Source organism: Marinobacter fonticola (genome assembly GCF_008122265.1).
GTDB classification, from domain to species: Bacteria; Pseudomonadota; Gammaproteobacteria; order Pseudomonadales; family Oleiphilaceae; genus Marinobacter_A; species Marinobacter_A fonticola.
This window is the reverse complement of the sequence record NZ_CP043042.1, coordinates 739420-753357: the sequence shown is the minus strand read 5'-3', so window position 1 is coordinate 753357 and position 13938 is coordinate 739420. Positions and strand designations below refer to the sequence as shown.

Annotated in this window: 12 protein-coding genes; 11 read left to right on the top strand and 1 reads right to left on the bottom strand. The window is 58.9% G+C overall.

All coding sequences use genetic code 11. The annotated features are described in order from the left end of the window. Positions 1 to 5: 5 nt before the first annotated feature. Positions 6 to 347: a Rieske (2Fe-2S) protein gene (locus FXO11_RS03270; RefSeq protein WP_202980281.1), complete on the top strand. Its 342-nt coding sequence runs from the start codon at positions 6 to 8 to the stop codon at positions 345 to 347. On the opposite strand, the gene sfsA is transcribed toward FXO11_RS03270, so the two are convergent. Continuing rightward, complete coding sequence (gene sfsA, locus FXO11_RS03265; RefSeq protein WP_148861561.1) at positions 319 to 1047, bottom strand: DNA/RNA nuclease SfsA; 729 nt, start codon at positions 1045 to 1047, stop codon at positions 319 to 321. The genes FXO11_RS03270 and sfsA overlap by 29 nt on opposite strands. A gap of 372 nt (positions 1048 to 1419) precedes the next feature. Between sfsA and dksA the strand changes: the two genes are divergently transcribed. The 10 genes from dksA (at position 1420) to pgi (ending at position 13932) form a co-directional block, all read left to right on the top strand. Next, on the top strand, positions 1420 to 1860 hold the full coding sequence (gene dksA, locus FXO11_RS03260; protein WP_148861560.1) for an RNA polymerase-binding protein DksA: 441 nt from the start codon (positions 1420 to 1422) through the stop codon (positions 1858 to 1860). A gap of 58 nt (positions 1861 to 1918) precedes the next feature. Further along, a complete protein-coding gene (gene gluQRS / locus FXO11_RS03255) occupies positions 1919 to 2803 on the top strand; it encodes a tRNA glutamyl-Q(34) synthetase GluQRS (protein ID WP_148861559.1) in 885 nt (294 codons plus the stop codon). Between the two features lie 61 nt (positions 2804 to 2864). After that, positions 2865 to 3041: a hypothetical protein gene (locus tag FXO11_RS20240; protein WP_168203120.1), complete on the top strand. Its 177-nt coding sequence runs from the start codon at positions 2865 to 2867 to the stop codon at positions 3039 to 3041. Beyond that, on the top strand, positions 3031 to 5994 hold the full coding sequence (locus FXO11_RS03250) for an ATP-binding protein (RefSeq protein WP_148861558.1): 2964 nt from the start codon (positions 3031 to 3033) through the stop codon (positions 5992 to 5994). The genes FXO11_RS20240 and FXO11_RS03250 overlap by 11 nt, the downstream gene beginning before the upstream one ends. 222 nt (positions 5995 to 6216) lie before the next feature. Further along, positions 6217 to 7614, top strand: a complete 1398-nt coding sequence (locus FXO11_RS03245) for a sigma-54-dependent transcriptional regulator (RefSeq protein WP_148861557.1) — start codon at positions 6217 to 6219, stop codon at positions 7612 to 7614. 905 nt (positions 7615 to 8519) lie between these two features. After that, positions 8520 to 9848 carry a polynucleotide adenylyltransferase PcnB gene (gene pcnB / locus FXO11_RS03240; RefSeq protein ID WP_202980323.1) on the top strand — a complete coding sequence of 443 codons (1329 nt, stop codon included), beginning with the start codon at positions 8520 to 8522 and terminating at the stop codon, positions 9846 to 9848. 4 nt (positions 9849 to 9852) lie between these two features. Beyond that, positions 9853 to 10377 (top strand): 2-amino-4-hydroxy-6-hydroxymethyldihydropteridine diphosphokinase, encoded by a 525-nt coding sequence (gene folK / locus FXO11_RS03235; RefSeq protein ID WP_148861555.1) that lies wholly within the window; start codon positions 9853 to 9855, stop codon positions 10375 to 10377. Between the two features lie 227 nt (positions 10378 to 10604). Then, complete coding sequence (gene panB / locus FXO11_RS03230; protein WP_148861554.1) at positions 10605 to 11399, top strand: 3-methyl-2-oxobutanoate hydroxymethyltransferase; 795 nt, start codon at positions 10605 to 10607, stop codon at positions 11397 to 11399. Next, a complete protein-coding gene (gene panC, locus FXO11_RS03225) occupies positions 11396 to 12244 on the top strand; it encodes a pantoate--beta-alanine ligase (protein ID WP_148861553.1) in 849 nt (282 codons plus the stop codon). The genes panB and panC overlap by 4 nt, the downstream gene beginning before the upstream one ends. Positions 12245 to 12273: 29 nt before the next feature. Beyond that, positions 12274 to 13932 carry a glucose-6-phosphate isomerase gene (pgi, locus tag FXO11_RS03220; protein WP_148861552.1) on the top strand — a complete coding sequence of 553 codons (1659 nt, stop codon included), beginning with the start codon at positions 12274 to 12276 and terminating at the stop codon, positions 13930 to 13932. Positions 13933 to 13938: the final 6 nt, after the last annotated feature.

Below are 13938 nucleotides of genomic sequence, written 5' to 3'. Positions count from 1 at the left end.
CATAAGTGACGGCCACCATTACGCTGCCTGACGATCTGGCGGAACACGAATGCCGCCAGTTCGATCTCGCCGGCGACGCCAGCGGTTTTGCTGTTCGCCAGCACGGCAAAACCTATGCCTACCTGAACTATTGCCCTCATCTGGGCATCGAACTCAACTGGCAGCCGGATCGCTTCATGGATCCGGATAACTGCTTCATCCAATGCGCCACCCACGGCGCTCTGTTTACCGTCGATGACGGCCACTGCATCGCCGGTCCCTGCGCCGGCGATCAGCTCATTGCCCTGAACGTGGAAAGGTGCAACGGCGAACTGAGAATCACCGTACCGAACGTGAGGCGCCGGTAATCACGGGCAGCTCCCTGGCCAATGGCAACCCTATCGAACTCAAGGCGGCTTGCCAGGCCATCACTTCGACACCGCCAGCCACGGCCTCACGCAACAGACGACCGTACTCGGCATCGATATGGTCCGCCGGCGCCACGGACCCGACGCCGGTATGATTGACACAGAAAAACAGCACCGCCCGGTCACCAGCCGCCGCTTGAGCCATCAGCTCACGCAAATGCTTTTGTCCCCGGGTCGTCACTGCATCGGGAAAATAGCCCGCGCCTTGTTCGCACAGCGTCACGTTCTTGACCTCGACCCAGGCGTCCGGCAATGCGGCGTGACCGGAAAGATGCAGGTCGATCCGGCTATTCTCGCTGCCATATTTCACTTCGCTACGCATACGGCCATAACCGGTCAACGACGGTATTAGCCCCGCCTCAATCGCTGCCTGAGCCTGGCGATTGGGTCGTGACGTATTAATCAACGCCAGTTGCTCGGGCGCCGTTTCCACCAGCTCCCAGGTATATTTGAGCTTGCGCTTGGGGTCATTGCTCTCGCTCAGCCAAACCCGGCTCTGAGCCGCCTTGCAGCCCAGCATTGAACCGGTATTGGGACAGTGGGCGGTGACGACCGTGCCATCGGCCAGCGCAACATCCGCTAGAAAGCGCTTATAGCGTTTGATTAACCGTCCCTCGATCAGCGGACCCGGAAATTTCATAGCTTTCTCCCAATGGCTTGCCCGCCAGACACCACCAGCCCGACGGAGCGCAAACCTATTTCCTTGCAAAATCAACTCCCTATCATACCCGCAACGCGGGCATACGGCACAACCCGCCGCCTTGACGCGTAGGACTAGCGCGATTTATGTGAATCTGCTATTTTTCCGCAGATTCGTTCAGTCCCACCGCAAGCCCCAGCAGGGGCGAAGCGCCCCGCCAAACGTGCTAGGCTGGTGAGGTCATTTATCGGGTCTGAACAGGTGACAGGAATCCGAGGTGGACGTCATTGGCGTTCACTATGCCGACAGGCCAGGCATCCGGACCATGAGGGGACCGGAGCCTCCTTGGAGTGAAAAAAGAGGCTGGTTTCTATGCCGAATACCGAAGAAAAAGCCCGCGAGCGGTTCACGAACTTCACGCCCTACGAAATGAAGAAGGGCGAGGAGTACATGAGCGAAGATATGCTGGAGCACTTCCGCAAGCTCCTGCTCCAGTGGAAGCAGGAGCTGATGGAAGAAGTCGACCGCACCATGCATCACATGCAGGAAGATGCGGCCAACTATGCCGACCCCAGCGACCGGGCTACTCAGGAAGAGGAATTCAGTCTGGAGCTGCGCACCCGCGACCGCGAGCGCAAGCTGATCAAGAAGATCGACCAGACCATCGACCGCATCGACAAGGACGACTACGGTTTTTGTGATCAGTGCGGTGTCGAGATTGGTACCCGTCGCCTAGAAGCGCGGCCGACAGCCACTCTTTGCATCGATTGCAAGACCTTGGCAGAAATCCGCGAGCGCCAAACCGGCATCTGATCCTGCCTTGCTCGGAAAAGGCCCGGACGCAGCAGTGCGTCCGGCGTTTTACTGACCGATGAACTCACCCTATCGCGGCCGCTTCGCACCGTCGCCGACCGGTCCCTTGCATTTTGGCTCGCTGGTGACCGGGCTCGCCAGCTACCTCGATGCCCGTGCACGGGGCGGTCGCTGGCTCGTACGCATTGAAGATCTCGATCCCCTACGCGAGTCGGAAGAAGCGGTAACACGGATTCTCCGCAGCCTGGAAGCCCATGCTCTGAATTGGGACGAAAGCGTGCGTTTCCAATCGGAACGTCACGATGTTTACGAGGCCACAATCGACAAACTCCTCGCCAATCGCCACGCTTACCGCTGCATTTGCTCGCGCAAGGAATTAAACGAACACGGCGGGCGCCACCCCCATCGTTGCCCGGAGCGAGCCCATGCTCCCGGACAACCACATGCTATTCGCCTACGCCTGGAAAGCTCCACGGCCCACTGGCAAGACCGCTTACTCGGCCTCCAGCAGCAAACCTTGCGGGCCGAACGGGACGACCCGGTTCTCAAACGCAAGGAGGGCTTCTATGCCTACCAGCTTGCTGTGGTGGTGGACGATATCGACCAGCGCATGACCGATATCGTGCGAGGCTCGGATCTCCTGGAGACGACCCCAGCCCAGCTCAACCTCGCCCACCTGCTCGGCGCTCAGTCGCCCCGTTACCTGCATATTCCGGTTATCGTTAACGCCGATGGCCAAAAGCTCAGTAAGCAGACCCATGCCCCAGCATTGAACGACCGTCAGCCCAGCACCAATCTCTGCCGCGCTCTGGCGGCCCTCGGTCAGCAGCCCCCCAGCGCCCTGAGCGGTGAGACGCCCGAACACATTCTGGCATGGGGTCGTGCCCACTGGACACCGGACCAAATACCACTGAACTGCGCAACGACACCGGATTCAGCCTGACAGGGCAGGCGCCTGCATGGTATAACCGGCGCATTCGATAACCGCAGGGAACAATCGCTCGATGTATATATACCGCCTGGTTTTTCTGCTCGTTCTGGCCGTGTATATCTTCTCGCCCAATATCCTGGATTGGTGGATCGAACCGGGCAGCGCCTGGTACAGCCTGTTCCTCGCCTGGGCCGGGTTGATTGCGGTGGGTTTCTGGCTTGAATGGCGACGCGATCCCAATGAGTTTTAGCCTGACCACGCTGATTCTGGTCAGCCTCGCCTATCTGTTACTCCTCTTCGGTCTGGCCCACATCACCGAGCGCGGCATTATTCCTGCCCGCTGGGTCCGCCATCCGTTGGTCTATGTCCTTAGCCTGGGCGTCTATGCCGGGATCTGGGCCATTTACGGCGCGGTTGGCATGGCCGACGCCTTCGGCTTTGGCTTCCTCGCCTACTACATTGGCATCAGCGGCGCGTTCTTACTGGCTCCCGTGTTGCTGAACCCCATTCTGCGAATCGGACGCACCTATCAGCTGACGTCCCTGGCCGATCTTTTTGCCTTCCGCTACCGCAGCCAATGGGCGGGCACACTGGTAACCCTGCTCTCCGGCGCCGCGATACTGTCGCTGCTCAGCATGCAGATCAAAGCGGTGGCCGATACCGCCGCACTGTTATCGCCGGACGCGTCGCCCCAGCTCATCGGTATTCTCTTTAGCATTGCCATGGTGCTGTTCACGGTGTTGTTCGGCGCCCGGCGCGGCCAGGGCGGAGAGAGCCATCACGGTCTGGTGGTCGCGATTGCCTTTGATTCTTTAGTGAAGCTGGTCGCCATGCTGCTATTGGGCGGCGTGCTGCTCTTTTCGATCTTCGAGGGCCCCGCGGGGCTGGACCTATGGCTGGCTCACAACCTTGCCCTTTCGAGCCCGTTCGGCGAGCAGTTGGATGACGGCAGTTGGCGTGCGCTGATGCTGATGTCCTTCGCGGCGGCGCTGGTCCTTCCACATATGTACCACATGATCTTCAGTGAAAACCCCAGCCCCAAAGCGCTGGCCAAGGCAAGCTGGGGCCTGCCGCTGTATTTGCTCCTGCTGGCGCTGCCGGTGCCGATCATCTTGTGGGGCGGCATGGCGCTGGATGCGCCTGTCGAAGCGAGTTACTTCGCCGTGGGCGCCACCTTTGAATTTGGCAGTCCGGCGCTCACGCTGTTGATGTACATCGCGGGCCTATCGGCCGCCAGCGGGCTGGTCATCGTCAGTACGCTGGCTCTGGCGGGCATGGTCCTCAACCATGTGGTGCTGCCCCTCAAGCCGCCGCGGGAGCGCTCGGACATCTACGGCTGGCTGCGCTGGATCAAGCGGTTGCTGGTGGCAGCGATCATTCTTGCGGCGCTGGTGTTTTACGAGTGGGTAGGCTCCAAGCTGGACTTCGCGACCCTAGGCATCCTGGCGCTGGCCGGCGTACTGCAACTCCTACCCGGCGCACTCGGTGTGATTTACTGGCCGGAAGGTAACCGCAAGGGCCTGATTGCCGGTCTGATCACGGGTGCCGGGATCTGGGCGTTCACTCTGGTTGTGCCATTCTCCTATACGCCGGACCTACTGATCTATTTCGGCTTGCCCGCGGTCGATGTGGACTCGTCACACATTTATGCGTTCGCCAGTCTGACCCTGAACGTCTGCGTATTTGCCCTGGTCTCGCTGCTTACCGAAACCTCAAGCGAGGAAGACAGCGCCGCTCAGTCTTGCTCACTCGGCGCTCTTTCCCGGCCCCAGCGACGCGAATTACTGTCCGGCTCATCCGAGGAATTCAAGCACCAGCTCGCCAAACCCCTGGGGCGCCCGGTGGCGCAGAGGGAAGTGGATCGGGCACTGGTGCAACTCAGATTGCCAGCGATTGAGTACCGGCCCTACCAGCTCCGGCGCCTGCGAGATCAGATCGAGATCAATCTATCAGGACTGATGGGGCCGTCTGTAGCCCAGGATATCGTCAAACGTCACTTGGGTTTTAAGCCCCAGGCCGGCCGCGGCTCGGGGCAGGACATCCACTACATCGAAAAAGCCCTGGGCGACTACCAAAGCCAGCTGACCGGCCTGGCCGGTGAACTCGACAATCTGCGCCGTCACTACCGCCAGACGCTGCAAAATCTTCCGATTGCAGCCTGCTCTATAGGTGACGATGGCGAAATCTTGATGTGGAACCATGCCATGGAGGAAGGCACCGGCATCGATGCCGACGACGTCGTCGGTGCCAGGCTGGCCGCGCTGCCGGAGCAGTGGCATGAAATGCTGGAAGATTTCGTCGATGGCGAGGAACTGCATCGCTACAAGCACCGCCTGGACATCAAAGGCCGGCCTCGCTGGTTTAACCTGCACAAGTCCACGCTCAGCGGCCCGGACCACCCCGAAGGCGGCAGTGTCGTGCTGGTCGAGGACCAGACTGAAACCCGCCTGCTGGAAGATGAATTAATGCACAGCGAGCGCCTGGCCTCGGTCGGCCGCCTGGCAGCCGGCGTCGCCCACGAGGTGGGCAACCCGGTGACCGGCATTTCCTCGCTGGCCCAGAACCTCAAGCTGGAAACCGATAATCCGGACATTCTCCAGACGGCCGATCAGATCCAGCAGCAGACCCGTCGCATTTCCCGCATTCTCCAGTCACTGATGAACTTTGCCCGCTCCGGCAACCATGCGCCGGCCAATCGCTATGAACCGGTCACGCTCCACCGCTGTATCGAAGAATCGATCAACCTGGTGTCTCTGAGCGGCAAGGGACGCAGCCTGCATTACCTCAACGAGTGCCCGAACGACCTTCAGGTGCTCGGTGACGAGCAGCGCCTGGTCCAGGTTTTTGTTAACCTGCTGGCGAACGCTCGCGATGCCTCGCCGGAAGGCAGCCGCATCAGCATCAGTGGAAAGCGAGAAGCCTACTCCGCTATCATCGAGATTATTGATGAAGGGGAAGGGATAGCGCCAGACCAGCTCGACCACATCTTCGAGCCGTTCTACACCACCAAGGCGCCCAACCAGGGAACCGGTCTGGGCCTCTCGCTGGTCTACAGCATCGTGGAAGAACATTACGGCCATATCCAAGTCGAAAGTCCCGTTTCGGGGCAAGATTCCGAGGCTTCGAACACCAATGCGGGCACTTGCGTGCGACTGAAACTGCCAGCTTACGAAGCGGAAACAGAAATCCTGCAAGGCGAATGAAAGAGGCGATAGATACGGAACCTCTGATTAAGTCTATTGACGATTCTGCGAACCTTGAGGGCCTTTCTGACAAGGCGCGGATCGCAAGCAGTGGTGTTTTCTTCGGCAAGATTCGCAACGCAGGCCAGAAAGGTAGCCAGCCTCCCTGCGAAGCAGTGCCTTGATTCCGGCTTTCAGGGCAAGCCAGAATCGCTAATAGAATTAATCAGAGGTTCCCTAAGCATGCGTCGTATCCTGATCGTTGAAGACGAAGAGATTATCCGCTCGGCCCTGCGCAAACTGCTGACGCACGCGGACTACGATATTTCCGACGCCGGCTCGGTGGACGAGGCCCGCTCCCGCTTCGAGCTTGGCAGTTTCGATCTGATTATCTCCGACCTTCGCCTGCCCGGCGCGGCGGGCACCGAGTTGATTCGCCTGGCACCCGACACGCCCGTCCTGATCATGACCAGCTACGCCAGCCTGCGCTCGGCGGTGGATTCCATGAAATTGGGCGCGGTGGAGTATATTGCCAAGCCTTTTGACCACGACGAGATGCTGGCCACCGTCGAGGAAATTCTGGAACGCATCGCCCCGGCGGCGGCTGGTTCGCCTGCCGCTGCGGATAGCGAAGAACCGGAAGCCATCGACGGCGACCCATCCCGCATCATGTTTGGCCAGTGTGCCGCCATGCAAAAAGTGTTTACCCTCATCCGCAAGGTGGCGCCGACCGAAACCACCGTGCTCATCAATGGCGAGTCCGGCACCGGCAAAGAGCTGGCCGCACGCGCGTTACACCAGCTAAGCCCAAGAGGCCGCCAGCCCCTCATCTGCGTCAACTGTGCGGCAATCCCGGAAAGCCTGATCGAATCGGAACTGTTCGGCCACGAGAAAGGGGCGTTTACCGGCGCCGTATCAGCGCGCACCGGTCTTATCGAAGCCGCTGACGGCGGCAGCCTATTTCTGGATGAAATTGGCGAACTGCCCCCCGAGGCCCAGGCGAGACTGCTTCGCGTGCTGCAGGAGAGCGAAATTCGCAAGGTAGGTTCGACTCAGAGCCGTACCGTGGATGTGCGGATGATTGCGGCTACCCATCGCAACCTGCGCGCCATGACCAAAACCGGCGAGTTCCGTGAAGACCTCTACTACCGCCTCAACGTCATGCAGATTCGCATTCCGCCATTGCGCGAACGCGACGGCGATATCCTCGGCTTGGCCCAACGGTTTCTGCAGAGCCGGGGCCAGCGCATGAGCAAACCCGATATCAGCCTCAGCCCGGAGGCCTTGCGTGTCCTCGAGCGTCACCGCTGGCCGGGTAACGTGCGCGAGCTGGAAAATGCCATCGAGCGCGCCACAATCCTCTGCGATGACGGCATGATTACGCCTGCATTGCTGGATCTGGATCCGGATTCCAACGACGTCCACATTCCAGCAGGCCTGCTTGAGGAAGAAAACCCGGCACCCGCGCCAGATCCGCAATCGTCCAACGACCTCTCGCTGGAAGACTATTTCCAACACTTTGTGCTGGAGAACCAGGATAAGATGAGCGAGACGGAGCTGGCTCAGAAGCTCGGTATCAGCCGCAAGTCATTGTGGGAGCGCCGCCAGCGGCTGGGCATCCCTCGCAAGAAAAGCAACTGAAGACCTCCACACCCACTCTCTTAGAGCCCCACTCAATCCCGACGTGTCGCATGAGAGCCGCGCTGGTTAATAAAAACTGGCGGCCCACCGGCGCTCCTGTCTATTCCTAAGACCATCTATTCTTAAGAAGACCACAAAGCACCGGTCGTTTTTCGATCAAGCACTGAATCCGTTCTCAACTGTTACCCGGTGTTACCTAGGGGAACAGAGTCAATCTGAGAACCGAGTCGCAAGTAACACTTAGGTCTAAAAAAATAACGCCTTCGCCAAGCTCAATTTCATAACCCTTTGTTAATTAACAGTTTAGAAAAACTGGCACGTGCAGTGCACTTTATACTGGCGAACAACAACAAGAACTGAATGACGCAGCGTCAAAAACAAAAACAAAAAGCTGCAGCGCGCTCAGCAACAAAAACAAGAATAGAGCGCAAGCGAACTGAGTGTTTTGAGTGCTGAGCTTTTTAGTGGCGCTTGGCTGTTGCGAGTTGCACGTGTAGATAAGAATCGTCTTCCAGACGCCGCTTCACTTGCTTCGATCTCGCAAAAAGTCATTGTTGCTCTCTGTATTCAAAGCGTTCCGCTCGCATCATTCGCTCCTGGCTTGGAGCTTGCGTTCAACTCATTTTGGACGCGCCACAACAAGAACAATGCAGATCGTCTACTCTTCTCGGCGGGTTCGTGATTCACGTTCCCGCCTTTTGATTTTTTGGCCATCGATTCCTGCCCCACTACATCCTTAGACGTGACTGTTGTTCGCCTTCCCCGTCGCAAACCGTTAAACTCCCCCGTGACTGCATAAGATGCAGTCCGTTAAGACTTTTTCCCAATCGCTCAATACCGTGCGTGCGGGTCAATCATCCTATCCACCAGAATCCGTTTCGATGCTAAGAAGACTGATGTCGTTTATGCCTGGGAAAGGCCAAAAAAAACAACAGCCCGCCTACCAACGCCAGGTCATTGCCCGCGACCAGCATACCGTCTCACGTTCGCTGATCAGCGATAACGCCAAGAAGGTACTCAGCCGCCTGAACAACGCCGGTTTCGAGGCCTATCTGGTGGGCGGCGGCGTGCGGGACATCCTCCTTGACGGCCGACCCAAAGACTTTGACGTGGCCACTAACGCCACACCGGAAGAAGTTCGCGACCTGTTCCGCAATTCCCGGCTTATCGGGCGTCGCTTCCGCATTGTCCATGTGCTATTCGGCCGTGAAGTCATTGAGGTGACCACCTTCCGCGGAAACACTGCCGAGTCCGATGAAGATTCCGAGGACCACCGCCGCGCCAGCGAGCACGGCTTACTGCTGCGGGACAACATCTACGGCACGATGGAAGAAGACGCTCTGCGCCGCGACTTCACCGTTAACGCTCTTTATTACAACCTGCAGGACTTCAGCGTCATCGACTTCACCAATGGCGTGAGCGACCTGCATGCGCGCCGGCTAGCGCTGATCGGCGATGCCGAGACCCGTTACCGGGAAGATCCGGTACGCATGCTGCGAGCTATCCGCTTTGCCGCCAAGCTCGACTTCGACATTGCTCCCGAGACCGCCGCCCCAATACGCGATCTCGCACCATTGCTGACTCACGTGCCTGCAGCGCGGCTATTCGACGAAGTGTTAAAGCTCTTCTGCGCCGGCTTCGGCGCGCGAACCTACGATCTATTGCGAGAGTACCGCCTGCTGGCTCCGCTTTTCCCCGCCAGCGCTGCGGCCCTGGATGAGGGAGAACCCGATGGCGTCATTCGGCACGCCCTGAAAAATACCGACGACCGTATCCGGCAAGGCAAGTCCGTCACCCCCTACTACCTTTTCGCGGCGCTGCTCTGGCCCGCCCTGCAGGCAGAATGGAAGCGTCGACAAGCGGCCGGTGAGCCCGTCCAGCCGGCGTTACATCAGTCCATTGCCCACGTGATTGGTCAGCAGGTTCAGGCCACGGCCATCCCACGCCGTTTCTCCGGACCGATGAAGGAAATCTGGGAGCTGCAGATGCGGCTCCCGCGGCGTAACGGCAAGCGCGCCTTCATTACCCTGGAACATCCGCGTTTTCGTGCGGCATACGACTTCCTGCTGGTTCGCGAGGCTGCTGGAGAGGACACCGAAGATCTCGGTCAATGGTGGACCGACTTCCAGCGGGTCGATGATAAAGGCCGGGAGAAAATGCTGACGGAATTGGGCAGCCCCGGCCCGCGCAACCGGCGCCGCAAGCGCCGCAAGAAACCGCAACCCAAGGCATAGACCCATGGCCGAGACGGACGTCTACATTGGATTAGGGAGCAATCTGGCCGATCCGCTAAGCCAATTAGGCCGTGCCGTAAGCGCACTGGCGACATTGCCGCAAACCCGGCTTGTGGCCCAATCCCCATTCTATGCCAGCCGTCCGGTAGGCCCCCAGGATCAACCGGACTTTATTAACGGCGCCGTTCATCTGCGCACAGCGCTTTTGCCACTGGCGTTACTGGACGCCCTCCAGGCCATCGAACAGGCTCACCACCGTGAACGATTGCGCCGCTGGGGACCACGCACGCTGGACTTGGATCTGTTGCTGTACGACAACCAGGTTATCGACGAAGAACGGCTGAGCGTCCCCCACCCCGAATTAGTCAATCGCGACTTTGTACTGCAGCCCCTAATGGATCTAGTACCCCACCTGCAACTCCCGGATGGCCGCGCCATCGCTCAGCTACGGGAGCAGTGTCCGGATAATAACTTACGTCGCCTTCACCCTGAGCCAGGCAACCTTGCCTCGCCGGGACACGACGATTAACCTTAGGAGAGGGCTCTGCAGAAGCCGCTGCGCTCGGCCGTACCGCGTTGAAAATCGCTTCGGGGCGCTCGTATATACAGCCTGCAAACGACGCGCTTTCGTTGATTTTCGCCTGACTTGGCTGCGCGCGCATGTGATGCTTTGACAACATCCTCTTCGAGGCTCGGGTAGCGCCTCCCGGTAGCCCCAGGGCCTCATCCATAATCCACCCAAAAGGCAAGGATTCTATGGCCGTTACCATTAATACCCTGCGTGAGCGCAAGCAGAACAAGGAAACCTTCTCTGTTCTGACCGCCTACGATGCAACGTTTTCTCAATTGGTGAGCGAGGCTGGCGTGGATGTCATGCTTATCGGCGACTCGCTAGGCATGGTCCTGCAGGGACACGACAGCACACTTCCCGTCACGATGAACGATATCTGCTATCACGTTCGCGCCGTGGCCAAAGGGAACAAAGGTGCGCTGATCATGGCGGACATGCCGTTCATGAGCTACGGCACCACCGAGGCTGCGCTCAAGAACGCAGCCAAATTGATGCGTGCCGGGGCGCATATGGTAAAGCTTGAAGGCACCGATTGGATGGAGGATACCATCAAGGCGCTGAGCGACCGCGGCGTTCCCGTTTGCGCGCATCTGGGCCTTACCCCACAGTTCGTCAACAAATTTGGCGGCTACAAGGTGCAGGGCCGCGGCGACGCCCAGGCCGAAGCGATGGTCAAACACGCGCGTTTGCTTGAGTCTGCCGGAGCCGACGTCATCCTGCTGGAGTGCGTTCCCTCCGAGCTGGGCAAGCGAATCGCCGAAGCCGTCAATGCGCCGGTGATCGGCATTGGCGCTGGCCCGGATACCGACGGCCAGGTTCTTGTTCTGCATGACATGCTGGGCGTCACTCCGGGCCGCCGCCCCCGTTTCGTCAAAAATTTCATGGAAGAGGCAGACTCAGTCCAAGGCGCACTGGCCGCTTATGTCGCTGCCGTCCGTGAACGCCGATTCCCCTCTGAAGAGCACACATTCAAGGCATGAGAACCGTCCATACCATTCGCGAGCTACGCGCTCTGATCAACAGTCATCGCCAAAATGGGCACCGTATCGGCTTGGTACCTACCATGGGCAACCTGCACGACGGCCACATTTCTCTGGTGGAAAAAGCACGGCAGCATGCGGACGTGGTGGTCACCAGCATTTTCGTCAACCCGATACAGTTCGGCGCAGGCGAGGACCTCGATAACTATCCACGTACGATGCGGGAAGACCAGGAAAAACTGGAACAGGCTGGCAACCACATCGTGTTTGCCCCATCGGTGGAGGAAATCTACCCCCACGGCCTGGTAGAACAGACCCAGATTACGGTCCCCGTCGTCAGTGAGGGGCATTGCGGCGCCAGTCGCCCCGGGCACTTCAACGGCGTATCCACCGTTGTCACCATGCTATTCAATATGGTTCAACCGGATGTGGCGTTTTTTGGTCAGAAGGATTTCCAGCAATTGGCCGTCATACGCAAGATGGCGGACGATCTGTTCATGCCGGTGGAAATAGTTGGCGCGCCGACTGTGCGCGACGAGGACGGATTGGCCCGCAGCTCCCGTAATGGCTACCTGACCGAGAACGAGCGTTTGATCGCGCCTGTTCTGTACAAGACGCTGCAACAAACTGCCGCTAACATCCAGGACGGCCAGACCAATTTCGCGGAGCTGGAGAAGGAAGCCGCCGAAACACTCACAAAGGCGGGATTTCGACCGGACTACGTCAATATAGCCCATAGCCTAACCTTGAAACCCGCCAAACCCGGGGATGACGATATCACCATCCTGGCAGCGGCTTTCCTGGGCAAAACCCGTTTGATCGACAATCTATCCGTTTACCGATAAGGCCCATGTGCCAGGGAGAGGTCTCCAATATGAGTCAGCCAGGATTAACCGAAAAGCCGGAATGGAAAGCCCTCATCGACCACCAGGCCAATTTGAGCGGCACCCATATGCGGGACCTGTTTGAGCAGGATCCCGGGCGTTTCGAGCAGTTCTTCGCCACTGCCGCCGGCATTTCACTGGATTACTCCAAAAACCTACTGACCCGCGAGACGATCCCGCATCTGATGGCGCTGGCCCGCGCCTGCAAGGTGCCGGAACAGATTCAGGCCATGTTCCGCGGCGAGAACATCAATAACAGCGAAAAACGCCCGGCACTGCACGTCGCGCTACGCAACCTAAGCGATGACCCGATCGCTGTCGACGGCACCGATATTATGCCGGAGGTGCGCTCCACTCTGGGACGCATGGAGGAATTCGTCTGGCGCATTCGCAGTACGCAGTGGCGGGGGTTTACCAACAAACCCTTCACCGATGTGGTGAGTATCGGTATTGGCGGCTCTTTCCTTGGGCCCAAACTGGTCTCCGCCGCGCTCAAACCTTATTGGCACGGCCGCCTCAACTGCCATTACGTCGCCAACATCGATGGTAGCCATATCACCGAGGTGCTGCGCCATATCAACCCCGAAACCACGCTTTTCCTGATTCAGTCCAAGTCTTTCCGCACCCAGGAAACGCTTGAGAACACCAAGGTCGCGCGGGAGTGGTTTCTGCATAACGGCGGCGACGAGGCCCTGATTTCCAAACATTTCGTGGCGGTGACCGCCAACGAGAAAGAAGCCATAGACTTCGGCATCGCCGAGGAAAACATCTTCCCGATGTGGGATTGGGTCGGTGGCCGCTATTCGCTCTGGTCCGCTATCGGCTTGCCTACGGCCCTGACCATCGGCATGGAAAACTTCCGCTCGCTGCTCTCCGGCGCCAACGCCATGGATCAGCACTTCCGTGAAGCGCCGCTGGAACAAAACGTTCCCGTAATCATGGCTTTGCTCGGCATCTGGTACGGCAACTTCTGGGGCGCGGATGCCCACGCCATCCTGCCTTACGACCATTACCTGCGCGGCCTTCCGGCCCACTTGCAGCAGCTCGATATGGAAAGTAACGGCAAGTGCGTCACGCGCGCCGGCGAGCCGGTGAATTACGACACCGGTCCGATTATCTGGGGCGGTGCCGGCGCCAATGGCCAACACGCCTATCACCAGTTACTGCACCAAGGCACACGCATGTCGCCGGCGGATTTCATCATTCCGCTGCGCACCCATAACCCAGTGGCCAGTCACCACGCCATCCTGTTCGCCAACTGCCTGAGCCAGACGCAGGCGCTGATGCGTGGCAAAACGCTGGACGAGGCACGCGCCGAATTGCGTGAGCAGGGGCTGGATAACGATGCCATCGAGTCCTTGGCGCCACATAAGATGATCCCCGGCAACAAACCCACTAACACCATCCTGTTCGAACGCAGCACGCCACGTACTGTCGGCGCTCTGGTGGCGCTTTACGAGCATAAGACCTTTGTTCAGGGCGCAATCTGGGATGTGGATTCGTTCGACCAGTGGGGAGTGGAGCTGGGCAAACAGTTGGGACAGAATATTCTGGACCGGCTAATCAAAACCGGCAACGGCAGCAAAACAGACAGCTCCACCGATGGCCTGATTGACCTGTTCCGCCGCAAGCACCGGGACGATGCCTGATCGGAG

Coding starts and splice junctions, on each gene's coding strand:
- sfsA (WP_148861561.1), bottom strand. CDS start 1,047: ATGAAATTTCCGGGTCCGCTGATCGAGGGACGGTTAATCAAACGCTAT.
- dksA (WP_148861560.1), top strand. CDS start 1,420: ATGCCGAATACCGAAGAAAAAGCCCGCGAGCGGTTCACGAACTTCACG.
- gluQRS (WP_148861559.1), top strand. CDS start 1,919: ATGAACTCACCCTATCGCGGCCGCTTCGCACCGTCGCCGACCGGTCCC.
- FXO11_RS20240 (WP_168203120.1), top strand. CDS start 2,865: ATGTATATATACCGCCTGGTTTTTCTGCTCGTTCTGGCCGTGTATATC.
- FXO11_RS03250 (WP_148861558.1), top strand. CDS start 3,031: ATGAGTTTTAGCCTGACCACGCTGATTCTGGTCAGCCTCGCCTATCTG.
- FXO11_RS03245 (WP_148861557.1), top strand. CDS start 6,217: ATGCGTCGTATCCTGATCGTTGAAGACGAAGAGATTATCCGCTCGGCC.
- pcnB (WP_202980323.1), top strand. CDS start 8,520: ATGCCTGGGAAAGGCCAAAAAAAACAACAGCCCGCCTACCAACGCCAG.
- folK (WP_148861555.1), top strand. CDS start 9,853: ATGGCCGAGACGGACGTCTACATTGGATTAGGGAGCAATCTGGCCGAT.
- panB (WP_148861554.1), top strand. CDS start 10,605: ATGGCCGTTACCATTAATACCCTGCGTGAGCGCAAGCAGAACAAGGAA.
- panC (WP_148861553.1), top strand. CDS start 11,396: ATGAGAACCGTCCATACCATTCGCGAGCTACGCGCTCTGATCAACAGT.
- pgi (WP_148861552.1), top strand. CDS start 12,274: ATGAGTCAGCCAGGATTAACCGAAAAGCCGGAATGGAAAGCCCTCATC.